This window comes from Bifidobacterium biavatii DSM 23969 (assembly GCF_000741165.1).
Taxonomy (GTDB): domain Bacteria; phylum Actinomycetota; class Actinomycetes; order Actinomycetales; family Bifidobacteriaceae; genus Bifidobacterium; species Bifidobacterium biavatii.
In genome coordinates this window covers 14,475-39,784 of the sequence record NZ_JGYN01000010.1, presented here as the reverse complement: position 1 = coordinate 39,784, position 25,310 = coordinate 14,475, and the positions used below count along the sequence as shown (strand labels likewise).

Sequence of the window (25,310 nt, the reverse complement as noted above, 5' to 3'; positions counted from 1 at the left end):
ACATGAGCATTGACTCACGGCATATTGGGTGCTCTTCCAACTGTGTTTTGTTGGGTTTGGCAAACACTGTACCTATATCGATGTCTTATTCATTGTGCTGTTTTGATGAAGTCTTCGGCGAGTTGGTTGACGATCTGGTTGCGATGCTGGGCGACGATGCGCTGGTAGTGCTTTATGGCGACCTTCTCGCTGACGTGGCCGAGTTCATCCATGACCTCCCTCAGGGTGCCGCCCTTGAGCATGAGCAGGGTCGCATGGCTCGCTCTCAAGGATTGGAAGGTCAGATCGGGTCGGCCGGCTTTCTCCCTGGCTTTGCGGAACTGGGCTTCCAAAGTGGTCTGGCTCATCACCGAGGCTCGTCTGGGGCGGAAGACCATGGCTTCCTGGTCCGTCCATTCGCAGTGTCTGAGCAGATGGTCGTGAATCAGGGGAACGAGCCCGTCGGGGATGGGTACGGTGCGTCGGCTGGAGTCGGTCTTGGTCCTGGCGATGCGTGTCGAACCGCAATCCGTATAGCCCCTGTTGACGGAATGGCGCACGGTCAGGCGTTTGGCCTTCAGGTCGATGTCCTTGACCTGCAGGCCGCACAGCTCGCCGCAACGGAGGCCTCCGACGAGCGTGGCGAGTATCACCGCCAGTCTCGTGTAGTCGGGCATGTTCTCCGCGATCAGTTTGAGTTCCAGCGGCGTGACCGGCGGAACGTCCTCCCTGGCGGATCGCGGTGCGGGTGGTATGGGCAGAATGAACGGGTTATCACGGATCAGCGGCGGGGAGCCGTCCATACTCATCTTCGTGGCGCTGGCGAACGCCGCCTTCAGGCGCATGCATGAGCGGCGGAACGCCCATTGCCCCTCGGGGTGCGGCGCATCGTACCAACGTTTGATGTCCTTCGGCGTGATCTCGGTCAGGAGCTTGCCCTTGAAGCCCGGCATGAAGTGCGCGATGTCGAGATACAGGTTCCGGCGCGTGCCGCCGGCTATCCTCTCGCCGTTCGGCAGCCGGTATCCTTCCGCCCACCGGGTCACGTACTCCTCGAACGAGATAAGGTTCGCGCGCTTCCTGCGGCGGCGTTCGGACGGATGGACCCATTCCTGGATGTTCTTGCGGTCCAGTTCCACCAGATGCCGTTCCTCTTCGAGCCACTGGTGCGCCTCGTGCTCCATGTCCGGCTTGAACTGGCGCTGGACCTTCTTGCCCGGTCGTTTCGGGTCCGGGTACCGAACCTGCCAGGCGACGAGATTGCCTGCGGTATCGTAGCGCGGCGTCACGGTGCCGAACCTGCTCCGCCGCACCGGCGACGGCCCTGTACTGTCCTTCTTCGTCCTTGCGGACATGATGATGCTCCTTGCTGAATCCAGGATCGATGGCACGCATAACGGCTTCGGAAAAATGCCACCAAAAATGCCACCAAGTGGCCGAATGGGCCCTCGGCGAGCCATTGCACCTAAAAATGCACCTACGGCACCTTAGGCATTGCAATCATTGGGGTTTAGGATGATTCGATCACTCGTCACAGGTCGTTTCGACCATCAGCCGCATGAAGATGACGCTAAGGAGCAACATCGCTTGCGCGTCTACTGGAAGGAAGCGGGAACCGTTGCTATGATTGACTTTGTAAGAAATGAAAATGAACCTATTTGCCCCCGGAGTGGTGGAGATGGACCTGTATGGCGCTGGACCATATCCCCCTCTCTGGGGGTACCAACAAGAAGCGCCGGACCTGCGGGTTCCGGCGCTTCTTCGTTTTCTGGCTGAGTTTGGTTTGGACGGATTTTGGCCACACAGCTCAACCACGCCACTGTGCAAAGAGCCCAGAGCCCATAATGGGGCTCTTCGCGTTTTGGTGTGTAAATGTGCCGTTCCCACCCACACCACGTCCGGCAGGCACGACGGATCGGTCCCGTCGAATACCGGGTGTGGGTATAAACGGGTCATTTTCCATATCAGAAAACCGGATCGAAGATCGGATCCGTGCCGAGTGTGGGTGGAATCGGATCATTTGGTCTGATGATCGTGGTGATGATCGTGGGCATATCCGGTTCATATACGGGAGCGTGGGCATAAACGGGTCATTAAACACGCTCATAAGCCGCGTACATATACCGTCCATGCCCACACTCTCAGCTACACGCCATCGGTCAACAGTCCTTACACGCCAAAATACGAAGAGCTCGATTGGGGAGCAAAGGTTGAATGGATAACATCAACGATTTTCTGTCTGTATTGGCTAAGCTAAGTTGGCTAAGGTGGCTAGGATGACCCCCGAATCTTTTGGGCCGGTGGTTTTGCTATTATGGCTCATTACATGAACGAGGGATGACTCGACCGGCTTTGTGTAGCGTGAAGCGGTCTCCCAGAAAGCGGATGGATCCGCGGGTCCATCCGCCTTTTTTCTTTTTCTGATGATAGGCTGACGATGTTCGATAGGCATGACCTATCGGCTTGTTTTCACCGGCCCGCTTCCTGCAGAGGGGAGTGGGCCGAGTGCTTCTGCGATTGCCGTTGGAGGCAGCAATACAAATGCCGCCCTAGTGTGCTTCGGTGAGAGGCATTGGCGGCTTTTAACAGTGCTTAGTGTAGCAGGATGCGTGCTCTTGCATTATGTACGCGGCTTCGTGCTCATGTCCATATTGGCTATGATGCGTAGGGACAAGCTTAATGAGGTCTTCTTGGTCGGTTTGTTTCCGACTGGATTGGCGGAGTTGGCTTGTTAGGTCACTGCCGGATACCTTCACGGGCGCAAGCTTTGAACCGTTAGGAAGGTGTAGTCCACTGGCCGGGCGAAACCGCTGGAATGCGGAAGGCCGTGTCGCCATCACGTGAAGACGGGATGGATTGCCTTGCAGATGGCGTGAGACCTTGGGAGGGGATGGAATCTATCTTCCATCCCCTCCTCTTTGTGGATTATCGGGATCATGTCTGATGCTCCTTGCTGTGGTGGTCATCGATCAGCTGTTGGAGGGTTTTCAGGCCGGCGCGGCGTTCTCTCGGATCGTTGGATTCGGCCAGGTCGGCCGCGCATACGCCGAGAGGCATCGCCCCCTCACCGAAGGGGAGATTATCGGTGATGTGGAGCCGCACCCGAACCGGTGTCGTCCCCTGCTTCAACCGGCATTGCTGAATGACGTCATCTAGAGCATCGGCGGTGACGTAGCCTTCCACCACGTCCGTGGCGGTCAACTGGAATGAGTCCGCCAATGTGCCGGTGGCGGCGGAGGGATGAATGAGGGTTTCGACCTTGGCGAGGTTGGAATCCCTGCACCAGTATTCGACCGTCGTCGCACGCCTGCGCGCGAGACGAGTCAGATTCTCAGCATCCATCTGTCTCAGGTAGCCTTTGAGCCGGTACCGTTGCTGTCGGCTCAGCCATGGCGCGTCGAGTCCGCTGAGCATGTATAGCGCTCCGAACGCTATGTCCGGTGAATAAGGGCGTCCATCCGCCCCTTGCCATTGTGCTTGGCGGCGTACGGAATCCTCCGTAATCAGCGAGGTACCACCCACGGAAAGAGATTCAAGCTGACCTGCGGCGCAAAGCGCGCTGACCCTTCGCTCGCTCACTCCGAGTCGGCGGGCGGCTTCCCGTCGTGTGAGCAGCGTCCGATTCGTTCTGATAGCCATATTTCATTGTATACAGAACTATTCCAGATTGAGAATAGTTCTGTATACATTGGACGGCAGGGCGTCTCAATCCGTATTCGTCCATATGCGGTCACTGCGCTGCTTTGATGAAGTCTTCGATGTGGTTCTCGCCCGTGTTTTCAGCGTGTGAGGCGCTTGCTGCGCGTACACTGAATGTTGCGACGAGCGTAAGCCGGCGGGCTTATGATCGCTGTTGGGCTAGGGGCTGCTTCGGCGGCCTCTATGCATTTGTGTTCGATTGTCTGGTGATGAGCCGAATGCCTGATAGTAGTGTCGGCATGATTCGTGCCCATGGTGCGTTTGATGGTGCGCTCGATGTTGTGTCCGATGTTGTGTCCGATGCTGCATGGTCGCGAGATTGCGCGCATGTGCGAGTTCGGTGCGACGCGCGTTGCGATGACGTGATGTTGATTTCCGAATGATGGACGCGACACGCCGGTTTTGAAACCTGGGGAATCCCTGATTTTCCGGCATTGGTATCGTTATCTTTTTGCTTGCATGAATGATGCCCGGTTGCAATGAATATGTTTGCAAAGTACTATGCGAAACAAGAGATGAGGTTAGTAAACGTAAGCCTTTCCACTGCAATAACGATTGCAAGGGAAATGAGCCATAAGCTCAGCAAACGTAAGCAAACCGCATCTCGGCCATAACGAACAGCACTCGGAAACCGCAGGTGGTTTCCGGTCCAGAGAGCGCAATCGCCTGCCCGTGCCCAAGGCTCGCCGCCCGAGACACGTGCCGGTGGAAGGGTCAATGATGAGCGGGATTCTTGAGCACCCCGAAGCGGGGGGGGGTATACGCTAAGCGACTAGCGGCGTCCGCCCTCGCCGTCTCCATGATGTTCGGCACCGCTCTCGCCGGCATCATTACCGCTCCCATTGCTGCGTATGCTGCGAATGATGGTCAGCTTGCGGATGGTGCATTGTGCACACCGACTGAGCAGTCGATGGGTACTGAGGCAAATCCTTCTTCTGACCGTGATACCGGTGCCGCCACATGGGTTGGTGGCGATATGTTCGTCGGCAAGCGCCCGGCAAACTCCACCGAAAACAACAGCACCACCAACAACCTGATGAATGCAACCGGCCCGTACGGTTCCTACGCCGTTGAAGCCGAAGGCTTGACTGTGGTTAACGGCAAATTGCTGTTGAATCCACTCAAGAACTCGTGGTCCGATAAGGTCTCCGGTGGTGCTTTTCGTTTTGGCATTGCTGGTTTTGGTTCGCAGTTCCGTCCGGCAAATGGTAGTACCGCACTGGTGGTCGGTGGCAACAGTAATACGATGATCGATGCTGGTGCGAGCACCACGGCGAAAGTGAAGGCGTGGAGTAGGCCAGGTTTCATCATGGGCTACAACCACCAGGGTTCGATCGCAGGAACGGATACAGGCGTGTGGGGTGGCGCATCGACCGGCGCGCTCAAGACGGTAGGTGAGGCATCCCTGCAGTGGAATGACGGCGATCTGAGCAAGGTTTCCGTCAAGACCGAAGACAATGGCACTGCAACTGAGAAGGACCTTTCCGAGGATACTTTCTATCAGGACTACGTCGTCGAAGATATCTCCGCCCCGCTTGCAACCCAGACCGCTACTGGTGAGACTACGATCAGTGAAGCTGATACGACGACAGTGACTCGTCACCATTACATTTCCAACACCAGCAAGATCAGCTACGACTTCAAGTACAGCGACGAAACTAAGTACGGTACTGGTAAGGGAATTGCTACTAACGAGTCGTACAAAAACCGTGAAAAGCTCATCACGTTCACTGGTACGAACAATCCTTCGATGGAAGTGTTCACTGTTAACGCTAGTGATCTGAGCGATACGTGGAAGGGCACTCGTTACCGTGGCGTCGCATTCGCGTTCAATAACATTGCTGATACGGCATCCGTTGTGGTGAATGTGAAGGATGATCAGAATGATGTTACGTTCCATACTGGTTGGAAGTTCTACTGGAATGGTACGGAGATCTCCGATGGCTATTCCGATGCTGCTACTAATGAGGTAAAAGCTGCGTATGCGAAGGCTGCGCAGAAGATTCTGTGGAACTTCCACGACACTGACAATCTCACTATTTACGGTGGCGTCGCGAACGAGGATACGAATGGCAAGGTGACTGAGGACGATCCGTCTGCCGCCATGCTGGGCAGCATCATCGTGATCGGTAATGCCAGCTCTGGAAATAATGGCGCGGATCCGTTGAATACGACCGGCAACTTCGAGTCCCATGTTTCCACCAACGGCCGTGTGTACACGGAGGGTGACTTCTCCATGTACAACCCGTACAAGGCATGGAACTGGAATCAGCCTGGCGCGAAAGAGGGTGATTCCGCTTCCGTTATCGACATGGACCAGGAGCGTCACAACTTCCCGTGGAACGGTTCCTACACTGAATCCTGCTCCGCGATCGCGTGGAACAAGTCGGATGAGAACGGCACCGCTCTCGCCGGCACCACGTGGGCGGTGTACGGCAAGTACGACGACGCCGTGAACGGCCAGAACGCCCTGTATACCGCGGTGAAGGATAATGACTTCGCCGATAAGGATCAGGCTGCCGGCGCGTTCAAGATCGAGGGCCTGAAGCCGAATGCGCGTTACTTCATCAAGGAAGTCGCGACTGGTGACAGTGACTACCAGTTGAACACGAACATTTACTACGCTGCCACCGGCGATGCTTCGGATACGGCTGTCAAGGTGACGCAGTCGGTGACGAAGGATGCGAGTGGCAATCTGGTGTTCGGTGACGCTGACATCTACACCGATCAGACTGACAACACGAAGAAGTCGATTATTAACAAGTCTGCCGGTCACGAGGTCGCGTGGAAGAAGACCGCGGAAGGCGACAGCACGTACAAGCCGCTTGCTGGCTCAGCGTGGCAGATCGCCGCGAAGGACAGCTCTGATAAGACGAAGGTCTGGAACGTTGAAGACAACGTGAACGCGGCTACCGGCGTGACCGTCACGTCGACTTCGACCGAACTGAACGCAACTAACAGCTACAAGGCCACGCTGACCGCCAAGGTCGATCCCACCGAGGCTATGCAGCACGTTACCTGGACGTTCACTGAAGCCTCCGGCAACCCGAAGACCGACGAAACCGCTGCCGTGCTGAGCCAGACCGACAACCTGCGTGCCGACGTCATCGGCACAAGCGACAAGGACGCAACCGTCTACGTCAAGGCCTGCTCCGTCTCTAACCCGGACGTGTGCAGCAGCGTCGTGACAATCACGGTCAAGGCTGCGAATGTGACCAGCTTCACGGTCAAGGATTCCGGCAACAACGACGTGCAGAACAACGCGTCGTTCACCGTCGCACAGAACGGTTCGCTCGACTTCACCGCGGCCGTGACCCCGTCCGTCCCGATCGCGTGGTCTACCAGCAACGAGTCCGTCGCCACGGTCTCCACACAATCCAACGGCGCGAAGGCCACCGTGACCATGCACGGTCTCGGTTCGGCCGTGATCACCGCGAAGGCCGGCAACAAGACCGTCTCGTTCACGGTTTCGACGCCGAGCACCACCGTGTACTTCAAGAAGACGCTGGTGAACTGGTCGAACTATTACCTGTACTACGACAACGGCACCGAGTGGACGTTTGCGAAGATGAATCGCACGTGCGGCGACTATGTGGCCGTGACGATCCCGCAGGCGACCAGTGGTAAGGGTTTCGTGTTCCATGACAGCACGGATAAGAATTCGGGCAACTGGTACAAGCCGGACACGACCGCCACGTCGAACTTCAAGTTCACCGGCAATGCGGTGCAGGTGGTGGAACTGTACAACAATTCGACCGGTTCCACAGTCCCGACCGCGTGCGTCGCATCGACCACGGCTGATACCGCTGCTGCGTATGACGGGACCGTGTCGGCGCAGTCCGACGAGTCGGCTGACGGGTCGTCTGTTGAATCGGCTGATGCGGATGCTGGTGACGTGTCGGCTCAGACTGATGTCTCTGGTGCGGATGGTCTTGCGGCTGATGAGTCGGTTGCTGATGATGCTGTTGAGTCGGACGCCGTTGCGGATGCTGTTGCGAATGACGTGTCGGCGGATGGTCGGTCGGATGTGTTGACTGTTGCCGATGAGTCGAAGGCTGCGTCGTGCACTGCGAAGGACGGCACGGTTGGTGCTGATAACAAGGTGACGCCGGGCATGAAGTGTGATATCGATACGGTGGCCGGCCAGTTCAAGGTCGATGGTCTTAACGCGGGCACGTACCTGCTGCACGAGATCACTGCTCCGGACGGTTACACGCTCAACAAGACCGTCTACCAGTTCACGATCGGTGATGACGGTAATGTGACATGGGATGGCGGCTGGCCAAGCGAAGCTGATGTGTCGGACCAGAGCAAATTCAAGACTGATCTGAAGCCGGGTACTGGCAACGCGATTGGTGATACGCCGACTGAGATCACGTGGTACAAGGTGAGTTCGGAGGATAAGAACCCGACCGCTGATACGTACCTGAAGGGCGCGCAGTGGAAGCTGACGTTCACGCCGGCTCCCGGTTCGACGGACAGTGCTGCTACGTACTGCGTGGTTGACGGCAACGGTGATATCGCGACCAAGTCCGACAACACACCTACGTGCGATGGTAAGAAGCTGACCGACGTGAGCAACACCGATCAGCAGTCCGGCGACGTGAAGAACGAAGCCGACGGCATTATCAAGCTGACCGGTTTGAAGTTCGGCTCGTACGAGTTGGTGGAGACGGTGGCGCCGGATGGGTATGACCTGTCGACCACGAAGTACACGTTCACGATCGATCAGGATCCGACGGACGGCACAGTGCAGATTTACCGTCCTGCGACTTCGACTGCTGCGGTGCAGTCCGACGCTGATGGGCCTGGAGATGTGTCAGTGTCTGATTCCGGCATCGTGCCGATGAGTGGCGAGCCGACGGAAAAGGTCCAGGACAACAAGATCCCGAACAAGCCGGGTGTGGAGCTTCCCGCGACCGGTGGTGAGGGTACGTCCGTCTTCCTTCGTTCCGGCGTGATCGCCGTCCTCGTGGCGACGTTCGGCCTGGCCTTCATGGCAAGGAGGCGTCGCTCATGAATCGTCTCTCCCCGAAGGGAGGTCCTCCATAACCTTCCCTGTCATTCGTTGAAGGAGCCCCGCTGTCGCGGCGCGGCCTCGCCTACGGCGAGACAGTGTTGCTAGCTCGCCTACGGCGAGCCGCCTCCGCTCCTTAATAACTCAGGAATCCTCTGATGCTGGCGGTAGCCTCGGCCCCCTCGGCTGAGGGGCTCCCGGCGGAGCCGGGTGGGGGAGCGTTCACCACTCCACGAACCCAGAAATCCTCCAAAAGCAACAGAACTAGGCAGGGAAACCTACGGGTGTTAAGGAACGCCCAATCTCCCGCCTCCTCTACAAGTTTTCATAACTTAACCCAATCCAAATCAAGGAAGATCACTCAAAGGAGTAATCATGAAGAAGTTAGGCAAGGCCCTGTTGGGTCTTCTCGCGGCCGTGGCGATGCTGTTCACGGGCTTGGTGGCCCCTGTTACTGCCATGGCAGCTGACACGTATACATTGACTATCGAACAGGCTGACCAGAATCATACGTATGAAGCGTATCAGGTGTTCTCGGGCAAACTGAGCACTGATAACAAGACGTTGACGAACATCCAGTGGGGTTCCGGCGTGAATGGCGGTGCTATCCTTACCGCCTTGCAGGGTGACACGACATTTGGTGAAGGCGACAGTAATGTCTTTAAGGGTGTTACTACAGCTGCCGGTGTTGCGGAGAAACTGGCCAAGTATAAGGATGATTCCACGGAGGCCAAGGCATTCGCCAAAGTCGTTGCGAATAATCTGACTTCGACGAAGTCAGGAGAATTCAAGGCTGGTACCCCGGATAAAGATGGTAAGGTGACATACACGAATACTGGTCTTGCCGCGGGTTATTACCTGATTAAGGATAAGGACAATTCCCTGACCGGCGCTACCGCGTATACGGACTATATCCTGAAGATCACCAATGATGTCAATGCCAAGCCGAAGGGTGAGGCTCCGACCGTTCAAAAGAAGGTTAAGGATACTAACGATTCCACTGGTGATACCTCTGATTGGCAGGATTCCGCCGATCATGACATCAACGACAAGGTTGATTACCAGCTGACTGGTACTCTTCCGTCCAACTACGATTCCTATACGACTTACACCTACAAGTTCACTGATATTCTTTCCGCCGGTTTGACCTATGATGCGAACAGCGCGAAGGTGTACGTCGTGAACGGTGAGCAGCGTGTGGAGGTGACCAACCAGTTTACGGTGACCGGTCCGACCGAGTACACTCCGACCGATGAAACCAAGGAAGCCGCCTATATGCCCATTACGAAGGGCCAGGAAACCAAGAAGAGCCATTCTCTGACCTTTGCTCCGACGAGCGACGACCTGAAGAAGATCACGGGTGCGACGATCGACAAGGACAGCAAGATTGTGATTGAGTACACCGCGACCTTGAACGATTTCGCCAAGGTCGGTTCCGCTGGTAACCCGAACAAGGTTGACCTGACTTACTCGAACAACCCGAACGGCACTGGTGAGGGCACTCTTCCTCCTGATGAGGTCATCGTGTTCACGTTCAAGCTGACCGTCAACAAGACGGACGGCACGAATCCTCTGACGGGTGCTGCCTTCTCCCTGTACAAGTATGATCACAAGACGTCTTCCTACGGTACTACCCCGGTTAAGCAGTACACTCAGCAGGATGCTCTGAGTTCGTTCGACTTCTCCGGTCTGGATGACGGCCAGTACAAGCTCGTCGAGGACGAGGCCCCTGACACGACCTACAACAAGATCGACCCGATCGAGTTCAAGATCGTCGCCACCCACACCCAGGATGACGGCAATCCGGCCCGCACCTTGACCGCGCTGAACATTCAGGACCTCAATGGCAACAATCTGAACGACTTCACGATCGATGTGTCGTCCAAGGATGTGTCCACCGACGTCGTGAACAAGAAGGGTTCCGAGCTCCCGAAGACTGGTGGCATGGGTACCGTGATCCTCTACGCGCTTGGTGGTGCGTTTGTGGTGGCTGCTGGCCTGTGGTTTGGCCTGCGTCGTCGCTTCTCCCGCCGCTAAGCATTGATTTGACAGTCTCTATTTGTTGAGAATAAAGTCATTTATCTTTTTGAGCCGCTCCGTTCGTCGTATGGAACGGCTCAAAAATAATATGTTTTCTATCTTTGAAAGAAATTAAGATGAGTGTTAAAGATTTCTTTAAAAATGATACAAAAGGTTTTGTAATAGGGGTACTTGCTCTTATTTCGTCTGCTGTTTTCTGCGTCTCTTCTTTCCTGGGTTATGAACATAATTCTGATTCTTTAAGTGTTGTTACTCGCGTATCTTTTGCGGTGTCTCTTATTTTTGTGATAGCTTTAGCGTTTGTTGAGAAAAATGCTGGCGGTACCAAATTTTATTTTCGGCGGTTTTTCTTTCCTATTTTTTGTGGCTAGTATTGTCTTTTACTGCTATTCTAACGGTGATATAAAATATGAAGCCGCTGTTTTATTTTCTCTAATTGAAGGTATTCTTTATCTAATCTCTGTTTTTATAATAAAAGAATCTGTTATTGGCAAAGTTGACTTTAGGAAAGTGTTATTTTATCCGATACTTTTTGTTTGTGTTATTATTCTTTCTTCTATATCTGGCGGAAATGAATTGATATCTTATATTTCTGGATCTATTATTAGTGTTTCTATTGTGAATTACTCGAAAGATCTATGGGATATTTTTTTGATTTTAAAAAATAAGTCTAAAAAATAATACTTGATGAGTCACTGTGGGGAGACGTATGTTGGCTAACGCAAACGGTGACCACGATGTTGTTCGTGGTTGTGGCGTGAGAGCGCTGGGGGCGCGCTGGGTGACGGGTGTCCTTGCAGCGGTCTGCTCACTAGCCTTATTTTTAACGGGTTTTGCTGTGTTGCTTCCTATGCCTACCGCGTACGCGGCGGACGGGCAGGGGAGTATCACGGTGAACTACCAAGATGATGATGCTCCGATTTCTGGGGCTCAGGCTCATCTTTTTCATGTGGCTGATTGGAATGCGTCGAATGACGGGTTCGCGCCTACGAGCCAGTTCAGGGAGTATTCCGTGGACTGGAATGTATACGGTGCGGATTCGGAGACGTTTCGTCAGTTGGCTGAAACTCTTGCCGGGTACATTTCCCGCGACAGCTTGAAGTCGCAGGCTGATCACATTACAGACTCTACTGGTCTTGCGGTGTTTGAGGGTTTGTCGCGGGGATTGTATCTGGTGACGGTTGACGCGTATGACGGTGACTCGCTCACTTGCAAGTCGTCGGCTACTTTAGTGGTTCTTCCTTCGGACTCCGGCTCTATGGATGTGACGTTGCAGTCGAAGACGGAGTGTTCTCCGCGGGAGACTCCGCCGCCTACTCCTCCTACTGAGGAGAAGGTGAAGAAGAAGGTTACCAAGGTGTGGAAGAACGATGCTGAGTCGAATCGTCCTTCCAAGGTGATCGTCCAATTGCTGCAAGACGGCAAGGTCTATAAAGAGGCCGAGCTGAATGCGGATAACGATTGGACTTACGAGTGGTCCGGTCTTCCGGCTGATCATGAGTATCGGATCGTAGAGAAGACAGTCGCTGAGCATTACACGGTTCTCGTGGATCGTGAGTCTGATGAAACTATCATCACGAATACGTACAATCCGCCGCCGAATCCTCCTAAAAAGAAGACTCCGCCGCCGAGTACGCCTCCGTCGAGGACTCCTCCTGCTGAGACTGGTTCGAATGTGACGACTGCCGTGGCTTGTGCGATTGGCTTGTCGGGTGCCGGCTTGGCTGTGCTTCGAGTCCGTCGTAGGCATAAGGCGAATAACTGAAGAGTGTGCTGATTCGGGTAGCAGAGCGGTGGTTTTGCGCTTCGCGCATGGTATCGCACTGCGTGCGATGCTGTTTGTTGGCGGCACTTCGTGCCGCGACGCTCCCTCAGTCCGCCTGCGGCGGCCAGCTCCCTCAGCCGAGGGAGCCGGGGCTCCGCCAGCTTCAGGAGGATTTCTGGGTTGGAGGTTGAGCTTCAATAACCGGAGTGGTTGTGGTGGCCTGGCAGGCTCCCTCGGCTGAGGGGGCTGTCGACCGAAGGTCGACTGGGGGAGCGTCGCAGCACGATAGTGCTACCAACAACACGGCATCACGCGGCAGCGTGATTCCGGTACACGGAGCGCAAGCGGAGTGTTTGCAACGTGACGGCGTTGCCGATGACCATGCATCACGCGACAGCGTGATTCAATACCGCGAGCGATGCGAGCGTTTGCGGCCATAGGGCGCTGGGTACGCTGTATCGCGCGTGAGCGCGATGCTGTTGCGCGGAGCGGTTGCGGCCGACAGGCCGTTGACAACACAGGATCGCACGTAGTGCGATTCCAACGCGAAGCTCGAAGCCGCTGCTCTTATTACCTGAAATCAGCTCAATGTAATGCTTCCCGCGGTGAAGGTTGGAGTTAGTGCCCGGAATCGTGCGCCGGAAACTGATCTTCGACCAAACCGCGGGACTACCTCCACCGTGGTGGAAGTTCCCGTTCTAGACGTGAGTCTGGAACAAATAACCAAAGACTTGATGGCATGAATGGGCATGAGGACTCACATTCCTCACCTCTCTTCACCTCGTGAATCCTTGTGATCTCTCATCCATCCCATCGCCCGTATAACACAAAACAGACCTTTCCCGATCGTTCGTTACTCCTATTCCGACGGTCGGGGAAGGTCTTCTCTCGTATCTCAACTCGATCTCTCGTGGAAAGGAACCGGTGATGGCTGTACAACGTAGGAAGCGTAGGCCGATTGACATAATTTCCACGATCATTTCCGTGTTCTTCGCAGTGGTCCTCGTGGTTGGTATTGGTCTTCTCGCGTATCCGTCGGTGGCGGATTGGTGGAATAGGATGCATCAGTCTCGCGCGGTGGCGACCTACATCGAGCAGACGGAAGACCTGAGCAAGGCAAAGAAGCAGGAGATGCTCAAAGCCGCCCGCGAATACAACGCGAAGCTGCCGTCTATTGCGGATCGTTGGCGTTTGACTGATGAGCAGAAGAAGGAGTACGAGTCGATATTGGACGTGTCGGGTACCGGCATCATGGGGTATGTCACGATCCCGAAGTTGAAGGTGCGTTTCCCTGTCTATCACGGTACGGATGAGGGTGTGCTCCAGATCGCGATCGGTCATTTGGAGGGCAGTTCCCTCCCTGTCGGTGGTGCGACCACGCATGCTGTTGTGTCGGGTCATACTGGTTTGCCGAGTGCGAAGCTGCTGACGGGCCTCGATACGTTGGTCAAGGGTGATACGTTTGCATTCCACGTCCTCGATGAAACCTATACGTATCAGGTCGACAAGATCAGCGTCGTTCTCCCGAATGAACTCGACAATCTGAACATCGAGGACGGCAAGGACTATGCGACCGTGGTCACCTGTACTCCGTACGGGGTGAACACGCACAGGCTCCTCGTGCGCGGTCATCGCATCCCGAATCCGAAGACGCCGGATACGACCGACTATGACACTCCGGTGCGCACGTACACGACCGCTATCGTCTCGGTTGCGGCAACCGTATTCATCCTTGGCATCATCCTTGTCCGTTGGCTGGTTGTACGCCGCCGTCGCCCACGCGGTGGACACTCCACCGGCGTCACCGGCAAACCAGCCAAATCCAACGCAGCCAACGCCACGACCGGCAACATCAACACTAGCGCCAACGCCAGCGCCGACATCATGCAATACGACAATCCCAACATCGCCGCAGACAGCACCAACCCCAACATCACGCAACGCAACACGACCAACGCCAACATCGAAGACGACTGGACGTCGTTCTTCGACGAATCGCGGTAAACGGCAGGGGAACGCAATGCTGTACATGCACGACCCCGACGGCACCATCGGCCAATTCCGCGGCATACGCAAAGCCGTCGCATGGCTCGCCGAACACGGGCACCCCGACGCCACCTTCGCAAACCTGCAACAGGCGCTGCGCGACGGCACCGCATACTGCGGCCGCACATGGACCACGCTCAAAAACCCCGACGACACAGGCGGCGCGGGTATTATCGTCGAACAAATCGACCCCAAAACGCTCAAGGTCGAAGCCGTATACGACGGGTATCCGGCCGCTGCGCGAGCCGTCGGCGTACTGCCCGAATCGATCGGCACCGCATGTTCTCGGCAAATCCCGGCAGGCGGCTGGCTATGGCGGCGGCGCGGCGACGAACGGCCGCTCCGCAAATGGACTAAACGCATCGGACACGAGCGCGGCATCTGCCGGCTCGACCGCGACGGCACCGTGCTCCAACGCTACGAATCCGTCAAAGACGCCGCGCAGGCCGTCGGAATCGCGTATCCGAACTCCATCATCCAGGCGATCGACGCGGGCCGGCCGGTCGGCGGCTACTGGTGGAAATACGCCGACAAGCGCACGCCCGTACTGCGCGACAAGCGGTTGAAGCTCATGCGGCTCGAACAGTGCGACGCGCACACCGGGGAAGTGGTGGGCGAACACCGGTCCGCGCAGGCCGCGGCGCGCAGCCTCGACGTCGGACTGTCCGTAGTGACCGTGGCGGCGAGGATTCGCGCCGCGGCACGGGCCGGGAATCCTGCCTTCGGCTATCGCTGGCGCATCCTTCACGAGTCGGGGGATGGGCTTCGGGCGTCCGACTGACGCGCTTTTGGGTGGGGGATAGTGGTCATGCGGTCTGCCGGGGTCTGTCGAGATGTGTGCTGGGATGTTCGCCGGGAGATCCGCCGGGAGATCTGCCGGGTCGGAATGGTGGCGGTGGCGTTTAAGCTGAAACCATGAGTGAGAACAATGCATCGCCGCAAACGCCATACGGCAACGGAACCGACGACTCCGGCAACAACGACCATTCGAACGGCTATTTCCAGACGCCAGCGTCGGCCCAGCTGTCGTATCAGTCGCCGTCACAGTCGTCTCAGTCGCAGTCCGGCGGGCAGCAGTCGTCATACGGACAGGCGGCATACGGACAGGCGTCGGGACAGCAGGCGTACGGTCAGTCGTCGCAATACGGCCAAGCATACGGGCAGCAGTCCGCGGCATCAGCGTACGAACAGCAGCCTTATGGTCAGCCGCAGAACGACCAATCGCAATACGGGCAGCGGGCGTACGGGCAGGCGTATGGTCAGTCTTATAGTCAGTCGCCGCAATACGGACAACAATATGGACAGTCATACGGGCAGTCGGCATACGGGCAACAGCCGTACGGACGGTCGCCATACGGCCAGCCGGCGTACGGACAGTCGGCGCCGGGCTGGTATCCGGCGTATGACGAGCCGTCGTACCAGCGTTGGAACATCCTGAGCATCGTCGGGTTCGTGCTGGCGTTTCCGATCCCACCCGTCGGACTCGTGCTGTCGATCATCGCGCTCGTGCAGATCAACAAAAGCCGCGAAAAAAGCAAGGGACTCGCAATCGCCGGCATCGTCGTGGGCGCGATCTCCACGGCGCTGCTGACGGCGGTCATCATGATCGCGGTCTTCGCGTTCGGACAGGCCATGGACTACGCCGTCTACGATCGCGACGGTTACGGCTACTCCGATGACAACGGTGGCTACGGCGACTATGGAGACGTGACGACCGACTGCGCGGCCGAGCTGGATGGGCAGTGCTACGAGTGGGATGATCTGGACGACTACATGGAAGACTACCTGCGCAAGTACGGCACGCGCCCGAGCATCGACGGCTATGGGAACGTTGGCGATTACAGCACGGCGGCGATGATTGGGTGAAACGGACGATTTTCCCGGTTGTCGCCCGACCGCTTGATGGCCCTCAAAACGTTGGAAAATAGCGCGACACGCCGTAACTTGCGCAAGGCCTGAGATCATGTAATATATCTACTCGTTGCCTCACGCAAGCGAGAACAACACGGCCCCGTAGCTCAGTTGGTTAGAGCGCCGCCCTGTCACGGCGGAGGTCACCGGTTCAAGTCCGGCCGGGGTCGCTGGAATGGTGAAGTTGCCCGGTTTTCCGGGCTTTTTCAACTGTTCTCTGGCTCTGTAGCTCAGTTGGTAGAGCGAACGACTGAAAATCGTTAGGTCAGCGGATCGATGCCGCTCGGAGCCACCACGGATAACCCCGCAAGCCAATGTTTCCAAGGCATGCGGGGTTTCTTGCATTCCGAGCCGACTCACCATAAACCACCTGACTCACCATAAACTCACCACATTTACTTACAAATACTTTTCGATCTACCGCCGGCGTGAGTGTTTACCATGTATGAGTTATGCGTTCCGGGTGCAGTCCGAAGTATTGGAATCGCGCTGTCGCGCGATGCTGTGCTTGTTGGCGGCGTGTGGCGCCGCGACGCTCCCCCAGTCAGCCTGCGGCTGACAGCGTCCTGCAATTATGGACTCGCTTCGCGAGCGTTATTGCTGGCTCGCTATCGCTCGCTCCTCGCCTAAAAACAGTCCACTGGACTGTTTTCTTCACAGCTCGGCCTATCCGAGGGGGCCGAGGCTCCGCCAGCATCATAGTGCGTTGAACACATGCGGGCGCGGCAGCGCGATGCCGGGATTGCACCACCGCGCAATCCCATGACAACACTGCATCACGCGACAGCGTGATTCCGACACCACCAGAGGACGCCTACACGCAGCCACAATACGAAAACCCCGTAATGTACCATTTTCACCCACACTACGTCCGACGGGCACGGTGAATCAGCGTCATCCAAGACCGAGTGTGGGCATAGACGGATCATTATCCACAACAGGAAACCGGTTCAAAGACCGAACCCGTACCGAGTGTGGGTGAAAGCGGATCATTTAATCTGATAATCGTGGGCATATCCGGTTCATTACGAGGAGCGTGGGCATAGACGGTTCATTAAGCACGGTCATAAACCGCGCACATATACCGTCCATGCACACACCCTCAGCCACACACCATCAACCAACAGCCCTCTACACACCAAAACGCGAAGAGCTATTTACTCTGCACATTTAATAGCAAAGAGTCGGCGGGATGAGGGGTTTGGCTTGGTGAAAACGAATATGCCGACTCGCCGTGAACCGCCGCATGCAGGCCCGTCCGCGGATCAATGGCACAATGGTGGATTGACAATGTCGCCTAAACTGACTGAACCGAAGCAAAGGAGCGCTTCCATGACCACCGTCGCCATCGTCGGCTGCACGCACGCCGGCACGTTCGCCGCCACATCCATCCTCCAGCATCACCCCGATTGGACCGTCCACGTCTTCGAACGCAACGATTCATTGTCGTTCCTCTCGTGCGGCATCGCGCTGTGGGTCGGCGACCACGTCTCCGATCCCAAGCGCATGTTCTACTCGTCGCCCGCCGCGCTCGCCGAAGCCGGTGCCACCATGCACATGCGCCACGATGTGCTGGGCGTCGACGTCACCGGCAAGACGCTCACCGCCAAGGATCTCGAAACCGGCGAAACCACCGACTATGCGTTCGACAAGCTGGTCGTCACCACCGGCTCCGCGCCCGTGATCCCGCCGATCGACGGTCTCGACGCGGCGCTCGAAAACGGCGCGGTCATGCTGTGCAAGAACTGGGGGCACGCGCTCGCGATCAAGGAGCGCGCCAAGAGCGCGAAGACCGCGGTCGTGATCGGCGCCGGCTACATCGGCGCGGAACTGGCTGAACAGTTCAGCGACATCGGCGTCAAGACCACGCTGGTCGACGCTCTGCCGCGCGTGCTCGCGAACAATTTCGACGCGGCGATCAGCGATCAGGTCGAGCAGGCGTTCTCCGATCACGGCGTGACGCTTGCGCTCGGACAGAAGGTCGTCGCGTTCCGCCCGGCCTCCGGTTCGGACGGCGCGGACGGTTCCGGCGTGACCGTCGTCACCGAGCGGGGCGAATACACGGCCGACGTAGCGATTCTCGGCGCGGGATTCCGCCCGAACACCGCGCTGTTCGCCGACCAGCTCGCCACGATCGGCAACGGCGCGATCATCGTCGACGACTACATGCGCGCCTCGCTGACGGACGGCACGGTGCTCAACGACGTGTTCGCGGCCGGCGACAGCGCGACCGTGCACTACAATCCGACCGGCAAGGACGACTACATTCCGCTCGCCACGAACGCCGTGCGTCAGGGCCTGCTCGTCGGCGAGAACATCGTCGCGCCGACCAAGCGTTACCTCGGCACGCAGGCGACCAGCGCGGTGCAGCTGTATGATCTGGCCATGTCCGCGACCGGACTCACTCTGGGCGGTGTGGAACGCCGCGGCCTGACCGCACGCTCCACCACGCTCGTGCAGGACTATCGCCCGGACTTCATGCTCACCACCACGCCGGTGACGGCCACGCTCGTGTGGGATCCGGACACGCGGCGCATCCTTGGCGCGCAGTTCCTGTCCAAGCACGACATCTCGCAGGCCGCGAACGTCGTGTCCGTGGCGATTCAGGCCGGGTTCACGATCGACGATCTGGCCGGCGCGGACCTGTTCTTCCAGCCGAACTTCAGTCAGCCGGTCAACTTCGTCGGCGCGGTCGCGATTCAGGCGGTGGCCGAAAGCTGACCGACCGGCGGGTTCGTCTGAACTCACTCGAACGGGTAACGCAGACCCCAACGGTCGCGCAGCGTGTCCATGAGCTCCATGATGCGCAGCGTGTCCGCGTGGGGCATTTCCGCGCATTCGCCGCGGCCGTCCAGAATCGCGTTCGCGGCCGCGGCGACCTCGTACTCGTAGCCGGTCAGCTGCGCCGGCACGTCGATGTGTTCGGCGAGCGCATGGTCCGCGCCGTACACGTCGATCGCCTCGACGTTGTTGATGTTGCGGCACACGATGTAGCCGTCCGTGCCCCAGATCACGCCGTTGCGGTCCGACGCGCACAGCATGGACGAGACGGCCGTGGCCATGACGCCGGGCGTGCCGGTCGTGTCGGTTGCGCCGGTCGTGCCGGAAGCATCGTCGCCGACGTTTGCACCGCCATCGTTCGTACCGCCGGCATAGTACAGCGTCGTCGAATTCTGCGCGTCCACGCCGGTCGCGTACGGCATCATCGACGTGTCGATGCGCGCGATCGGCGTCTCGCCGTGGCCGCCCATCACCATGTCGATAAAGTTGAGCGGATACACGCCGACGTCAAGCAGCGCGCCGCCGGCCAGCGCCGGATCGGTCATGCGCGCCTTGCCGCTGACCGGATAGCACAGGTTCGCGTTGATCGCGCGCACTTCGCCGATGCGGCCGGACGCGACGATTTCGTCGATCATCGCGCGCGACGGCATGTAGCGCGTCCAGATCGCCTCCGTGCACAGCAGGCCGGTGCGATCGGCCGCGGCGAGCAGGTCGCGCGCCTGCGCGGCGTTCGCCGTGAACGACTTTTCGACCAGAATGTTCTTGCCCGCCTCAAGGCACGCGATGCCCTGCTCGGCGTGCAGGCTGTGCGGCGTGGCGATGTACACCAGGTCCACGTTCGGATCGGCCAGCAGCTCCTCGTACGAACCGTACGAGACGGGGAACCCGTGCTGCGCGGCGAACGCGGCCGCACGGTCGGCGTCGCGCGCGGCGACCGCGTACGGGGCGATCAGGCCGGAGTAGCGTTCGTCCGCCGCCATTTTCGTGAGCGTTTCGGCCATGTGGATGGCGATCCGGCCCGCGCCGAGAATCGCCACGTTCACCTTCAGTCCCTGCTCCTGCGCTTCGGCGCGCCTGCCGTTGAGCCTGCCTGCGTTCCCCATAGTTCCTCCTTGAATCGTCGATCGAATCAACAGTCGAATCAACGGTCGAAAACGGATATGACAACTCTCTCATTCTAAATTTCGTGCTGGAGTTCGGTGCGAAATGTGCTAGGTGCGGGTTGAGTGTTGATCGAACATTGGTGGAACAGCGGGGGAGTGGGAAGGACTGCCGGCGGTAGAATCGGGAGCGGACAAGGACACTGCGAACGTCCGCACTGACAGCGGTACCGGTACGGCCACCGACGGTACCGCTGTGCGTTGCGTTCGCGACGGCAAGGAAGATGATGAGCATGACTGATATGACGACGGCCAACACGACGGCCGCGCGCATGACGGCGAGAATGTCGCTGCGCGCCCGCGACGCGCAGCCGTTCCGCGCGATGGTGTTCGGCGAGAAGGCCGACAATATGATCGCGAGCGGCATCGACGTGGTCAAGCTGAGCTTGGGCGAGCCCGATTTCGGCGCGCCGCCGGCCGTACGCGAGGCGATGCGCGAACAGTACGACGGTCGCCCGCTGCCGTACACCGCCGCGTTCGGCCTGCCCGAACTGCGCCGTGCGATCGCCGACTTCTATCGCACCAAGCACGGCGTCGACGTCGACCCGAAACGCATCGTGATCACGTCGGGCGGTTCGGCCGCGCTGCTGCTCGCGACCGCGCTCACCGTCGACCCGGGCGACGAGGTGATCATCGCCGATCCGTCGTATCCGTGCAACCGCGAACTGGTGCGCTCGTTCGGCGGCACGGTCGTGGACGTGCCGACCAGCGCGGCGACCCGCTTCCACCTGACGCCCGAACTGGTCGACGGCGCGTGGAGCGAGCATACCAAGGCCGTGATGATCACGTCGCCGTCGAACCCGACCGGTACGACGATCGAATTCGATACGCTCAAGGCTGTGTGCGACTTGGCTCGCGAACGCGGCGCGTGGCGCATCGTCGACGAAACGTACCTCGATCTGGCCGACCGCGAGGCGGACGGCAGCGAAGTGCGCTCAGTGCTGCTCGCCGACCCGGACGCGATCGTATGCAACAGTTTTTCCAAGTTCTTCGGCATGACCGGCTGGCGACTCGGCTGGGCGGTGATCCCCGAATACACGATCGAGGCGGTGGACGATCTGGCCACCAACTTCTACCTGTGCGCGCACACGCCCACCCAGCACGCGGCCGTCGCGTGCTTCACGCCCGAAAGCCTCGCCGTGTGCGAGGAGCGGCGGCAGGAACTGCTCGCCCGCCGGCGCATCGTGGTCGACGGTTTGCGTGCGATCGGCCTGCCGCTCGAAGTGGAGCCGAACGGCGCGTTCTACGCGTACTTCAACGTCTCTTCGACCGGACTGGACGCGTGGACGTTCTGCGAACGTGCGCTGAATGAGGCGCACGTGGCGTTGACGCCGGGACGCGACTTCGGCCCGGCCACTGCCGACACGCACGTGCGCCTCTCGTATGCGGCGTCGCGCGAGGCGCTCGCCGAGGGCCTGCGCCGACTGGGCGAGTTCGTCAAGACGCTGTAGCGCTCGCGACGTGTAGTCCGTATATGCGAAAGGCCGTAACCGAGTCCTCTGGAAACATGGACTTGGTTACGGCCTTTCGCGAACCGTAGATCAGCCGATCACTTGGCCGCGGCCTTGGCCTTCTTGTCGGCATCGAACGCGTGCTCGCTGGACGCGTCCGCGTTCTTGGCGGAACCCTTCTCGCCGTTGTCGGAATCCCAGTGGATCTCGTGGCGGTCATCGTGGTTGCGCCACCAGCTGGAAAGGATCGAGCCGGAGATGTTGTGCCACACGGAGAAGAACGTGGACGGCACGGCCGCGATCGGGTTGGACGCGAAGGAGGTCAGCGCCAGGGTCGCGCCCAGAGCGGAGTCCTGCATGCCCACCTCGAAGGTGATGGCCTTCTGCTGCGCGTAGCGGAAGCCCTTCGGATACACCTTGTACATGAGCTTGGAGAAGCCGAAGCCCAGCGCGTAGCCGGACAGGTTGTGCAGGATGACGACCGGGATGGCCATGAGCGAAGAGGCCACGAACAGCTTCGGGCCGTTGGCCGCGACGACCACGCCGATGATGAGCAGGATGGCGACCTGGGAGACGATCGGCAACGCGACCGTCACCTTTTCTATCTTCTTGCCGAAGATCATGTGGCAGATCACGCCGAGCGCGATCGGGAAGAGCACGACCTTGACGGCGTTCAGGAACAGCGAGGCGACCGGCACGGCCACGTACTGCGAGGCGAGCCACTGCATGAGCAGCGGGATCATGAACGGCGCGCACAGGGTCGACAGGATGCCGATCGACACGTCGAGCGCCACGTCGCCGCGCGACAGGTAGCTCATCACGTTCGACGACGTGCCGGACGGGCAGCAGCCGACGAGGATCACACCCACGGCCAGCGGGCCGTCGAGACGGAAGATCCAGCACAGCAGCACGGCGATGAGCGGCATGATAATAAAGTGCGCGACCGTGCCGACAACGACCATGAGCGGCTGAGTGAGAATGCGCTTGAAGTCGTCAAGCGTCAGCGTCAGGCCCATGCCGAACAGCACGATGCCCAGCAGGTAGCCGGTGTATGCCTTGCCCCAGATCGAGGTCTGCGGCACGAAATAGTTGAAGATAGCCCACACGATCACGATCAGCGTGAACCACTTGGTCAGCCAATCGGCGAATTTCTTCACGTTTTCCACGGAAGTCTTCTCTCTTGCTTGCGTTGTCTTGTATTGTCCGTTCCGATGCGGGCTTGGCCCGGACCAGAATCTTGCGTTCCGTTTTGCGGATTACCCGACATGCTAGGGAGCGTTGTCTGGATACGCGCGGCGTTGTCTCACGTTGTGACCGTTAACGTTGTCTGCGACGATCGGAAACGTGGACGTTGATCGCCGGGTTGATCGCGTGCCGATTGTCGCGTTGACTGTCACGTTGATTGTCGCGTTGATCGCTTGTCGATTCCGGTATCGGATATGGCCCGTGGCGTAGGGGAGGGAGAGGTTATAGACTGAGGGACGGATATGTATGCCATTATTCGGAAGGAATGTTATGTCCGCTGAAGCAAACGTCGGAGTCGTCGGCCTTGCCGCCATGGGCGCCAGCCTGTCGCGCAACCTCGCCCGTCACGGCAACAAGGTCGCCGTGTTCAACCGCCACTATTCGCGTACCGAGAAGCTCATCGCCGAGCACGGTGACGAGGGCCAGTTCTTCCCGGCTAAGACGCTCCAGGAGTTCGTTGACTCGCTGAGCAAGCCGCGCACCGCGATCATCATGGTCAAGGCCGGTGCACCGACCGACGAGATGATCAACGATCTCGCCGATCTCATGGAGCCGGGCGACATCATCGTCGACGCCGGCAACTCCTACTTCAAGGACACGATCAAGCGCGAGAAGGCGATCCGCGCCCGCGGCCTGCACTTCGTCGGCTGCGGCGTCTCCGGCGGCGAGGAAGGCGCGCTGCTCGGACCGTCCATGATGCCCGGCGGCACCGAGGAGTCCTGGAAGACCCTCAAGCCGATTCTCGAATCCATTTCCGCGAAGGCGGAGGGCGAGCCGTGCGTGACGCACATCGGCTCGGACGGCGCCGGCCACTTCGTCAAGATGGTGCACAACGGCATCGAATACTCCGACATGCAGCTGATCGCCGAAAGCTACGATCTGATGCGCCGCGGCCTGGGCATGGAGCCGGGCGAGATCGGCGACGTGTTCGAGGAGTGGAACAAGACCGAGCTTGACTCCTACCTGATCGAGATCACCTCCGAGGTGCTGCACGAGGTCGACAAGAAGACCGGCAAGCCGCTCGTGGACGTGATCGTGGATCACGCGGGCATGAAGGGCACCGGCACGTGGACCGTGCAGACGGCGCTCGAGCTGGCCGTGCCGGTCACTGGCATCGGCGAGGCGGTGTTCTCCCGTGGCCTGTCCTCTCAGGGCGAGCTGCGCGAGGAGGCCCAGCGTCAGAACTTCGAGGGTCCGAACGGTTCGGTCGAAATGCCGCTCGAGGAGCGTCAGGCGTTCATCAACGACATTCGCGAGGCGCTGTACGCGTCCAAGATCGTCGCCTACGCGCAGGGCTTCAACGAGATCACCGCCGCCGCGAAGGAATACGACTGGAACATCGATCTGGCGGCCGTGGCCCGCATTTGGCGCGGCGGCTGCATCATCCGCGCGAAGTTCCTCAACCGTATCTCCGACGCGTTCGAGTCCGGCGAGGCTGATGTCTCCCTGCTGTTCGCCCCGTACTTCAAGGATGCGATCGAGACGGCCGAGCGTTCGTGGCGTCGCGTCGTGGCCCGCGCGGTCACCTTCGGCATCCCGGTGCCGGTGTTCTCCTCCTCGCTGTCCTACTTCGACGGCCTGCGTTCCAAGCGCCTGCCCGCCGCCCTCATCCAGGGCCAGCGCGACTTCTTCGGAGCCCACACCTACCAGCGCGTCGACGAGCCCGGTACGTTCCATACGTTGTGGGCCGAGCCGGGCCGTAAGGAAATCACTCTGTGATTTCCTTACGATAAGCACAGCCCAGTGGGCTGTGCTTAGGCTCGGCCTGAGCGAGCCGATAGGTGAGCGAAGGCAGTATTGAGTCCGAGCGGAGCGAGGTCCTTGATTGCAGGGCTGAAGACGGTCGTCCTGAAATCACTCTGTGATTTCAGGACGAGGCCACAGCCCGGTGGGCTGTGGCCAGTATTCGGCCGAGCGGCGACAGCCGCGAGGCAACATTGAGTCTCGCGCGTAGCGCGAGTCCGTAATTGCAGGGCCGGAGGCGAGCCGGGTCGTCCTGAAATTACTTTGTGATTTCAGGACGAGGGGACAGTCCGGTGGACTGTTTTCTCTGGGGAATCAGAAGGGAGCCTAACCCAGATGAGGAAGGATCCCAGATGGGTTCCGGAAGGATCCCAGATGAGTCCCCATCGTGGGCATAAACGACGATCGTGGGCATAGACGGTACATGAACAGGCGGAAATAGGCCTGTTCATGTACCGTCTATGCCCACAGTC

General features: G+C 58.7%; 14 protein-coding genes and 2 tRNA genes. 12 read left to right on the top strand and 4 right to left on the bottom strand.

Going from position 1 to position 25,310, the window contains the following annotated elements; genetic code table 11:
- Positions 1 to 89 precede the first annotated feature (89 nt).
- A complete protein-coding gene (locus BBIA_RS04735; RefSeq protein WP_051923789.1) occupies positions 90 to 1,334 on the bottom strand; it encodes a tyrosine-type recombinase/integrase in 1,245 nt (414 codons plus the stop codon).
- A 1,579-nt stretch (positions 1,335 to 2,913) separates the two neighbouring features.
- Positions 2,914 to 3,393 (bottom strand): hypothetical protein, encoded by a 480-nt coding sequence (locus BBIA_RS04730; RefSeq protein ID WP_152600623.1) that lies wholly within the window; start codon positions 3,391 to 3,393, stop codon positions 2,914 to 2,916.
- 1,195 nt (positions 3,394 to 4,588) lie between these two features.
- On the opposite strand from BBIA_RS04730, the gene BBIA_RS04725 reads away from it, so the two are divergent.
- From BBIA_RS04725 to BBIA_RS04685, 10 genes are all read left to right on the top strand, one after another.
- A complete protein-coding gene (locus BBIA_RS04725; RefSeq protein WP_152600624.1) occupies positions 4,589 to 8,698 on the top strand; it encodes a SpaA isopeptide-forming pilin-related protein in 4,110 nt (1,369 codons plus the stop codon).
- A 372-nt stretch (positions 8,699 to 9,070) separates the two neighbouring features.
- Positions 9,071 to 10,732, top strand: a complete 1,662-nt coding sequence (locus BBIA_RS04720) for a SpaH/EbpB family LPXTG-anchored major pilin (protein WP_035138067.1) — start codon at positions 9,071 to 9,073, stop codon at positions 10,730 to 10,732.
- A 119-nt stretch (positions 10,733 to 10,851) separates the two neighbouring features.
- Positions 10,852 to 11,106 carry a hypothetical protein gene (locus BBIA_RS14150; RefSeq protein WP_156103669.1) on the top strand — a complete coding sequence of 85 codons (255 nt, stop codon included), beginning with the start codon at positions 10,852 to 10,854 and terminating at the stop codon, positions 11,104 to 11,106.
- 338 nt (positions 11,107 to 11,444) lie between these two features.
- Positions 11,445 to 12,500: a Cna B-type domain-containing protein gene (locus BBIA_RS13240; RefSeq protein ID WP_081892020.1), complete on the top strand. Its 1,056-nt coding sequence runs from the start codon at positions 11,445 to 11,447 to the stop codon at positions 12,498 to 12,500.
- A 927-nt stretch (positions 12,501 to 13,427) separates the two neighbouring features.
- On the top strand, positions 13,428 to 14,504 hold the full coding sequence (locus BBIA_RS04710; RefSeq protein WP_081892019.1) for a class C sortase: 1,077 nt from the start codon (positions 13,428 to 13,430) through the stop codon (positions 14,502 to 14,504).
- Between the two features lie 16 nt (positions 14,505 to 14,520).
- A complete protein-coding gene (locus tag BBIA_RS04705) occupies positions 14,521 to 15,327 on the top strand; it encodes an NUMOD1 domain-containing DNA-binding protein (RefSeq protein ID WP_033495286.1) in 807 nt (268 codons plus the stop codon).
- A gap of 134 nt (positions 15,328 to 15,461) precedes the next feature.
- A complete protein-coding gene (locus tag BBIA_RS15180; protein WP_051923786.1) occupies positions 15,462 to 16,412 on the top strand; it encodes a DUF4190 domain-containing protein in 951 nt (316 codons plus the stop codon).
- Positions 16,413 to 16,553: 141 nt separating this feature from the next.
- A tRNA-Asp gene (locus BBIA_RS04695) sits at positions 16,554 to 16,627 on the top strand.
- Between the two features lie 49 nt (positions 16,628 to 16,676).
- A tRNA-Phe gene (locus BBIA_RS04690) sits at positions 16,677 to 16,752 on the top strand.
- A 1,037-nt stretch (positions 16,753 to 17,789) separates the two neighbouring features.
- Positions 17,790 to 19,178 (top strand): FAD-dependent oxidoreductase, encoded by a 1,389-nt coding sequence (locus BBIA_RS04685; protein ID WP_033495284.1) that lies wholly within the window; start codon positions 17,790 to 17,792, stop codon positions 19,176 to 19,178.
- Between the two features lie 23 nt (positions 19,179 to 19,201).
- Here BBIA_RS04685 and BBIA_RS04680 read toward each other — a convergent pair whose 3' ends face one another.
- Positions 19,202 to 20,341, bottom strand: coding sequence for a Gfo/Idh/MocA family protein (locus BBIA_RS04680; RefSeq protein ID WP_051923785.1), 1,140 nt, complete (start codon positions 20,339 to 20,341; stop codon positions 19,202 to 19,204).
- Between the two features lie 341 nt (positions 20,342 to 20,682).
- Between BBIA_RS04680 and BBIA_RS04675 the strand changes: the two genes are divergently transcribed.
- On the top strand, positions 20,683 to 21,849 hold the full coding sequence (locus BBIA_RS04675) for a pyridoxal phosphate-dependent aminotransferase (RefSeq protein ID WP_152600620.1): 1,167 nt from the start codon (positions 20,683 to 20,685) through the stop codon (positions 21,847 to 21,849).
- A 98-nt stretch (positions 21,850 to 21,947) separates the two neighbouring features.
- Here BBIA_RS04675 and BBIA_RS04670 read toward each other — a convergent pair whose 3' ends face one another.
- Positions 21,948 to 23,015, bottom strand: coding sequence for a bile acid:sodium symporter family protein (locus tag BBIA_RS04670; RefSeq protein WP_033495281.1), 1,068 nt, complete (start codon positions 23,013 to 23,015; stop codon positions 21,948 to 21,950).
- A gap of 349 nt (positions 23,016 to 23,364) precedes the next feature.
- Here BBIA_RS04670 and gndA point away from each other — a divergent pair, with 349 nt between their 5' ends.
- A complete protein-coding gene (gndA, locus tag BBIA_RS04665; RefSeq protein WP_035138065.1) occupies positions 23,365 to 24,813 on the top strand; it encodes an NADP-dependent phosphogluconate dehydrogenase in 1,449 nt (482 codons plus the stop codon).
- The last annotated feature ends 497 nt before the right edge of the window (positions 24,814 to 25,310 follow it).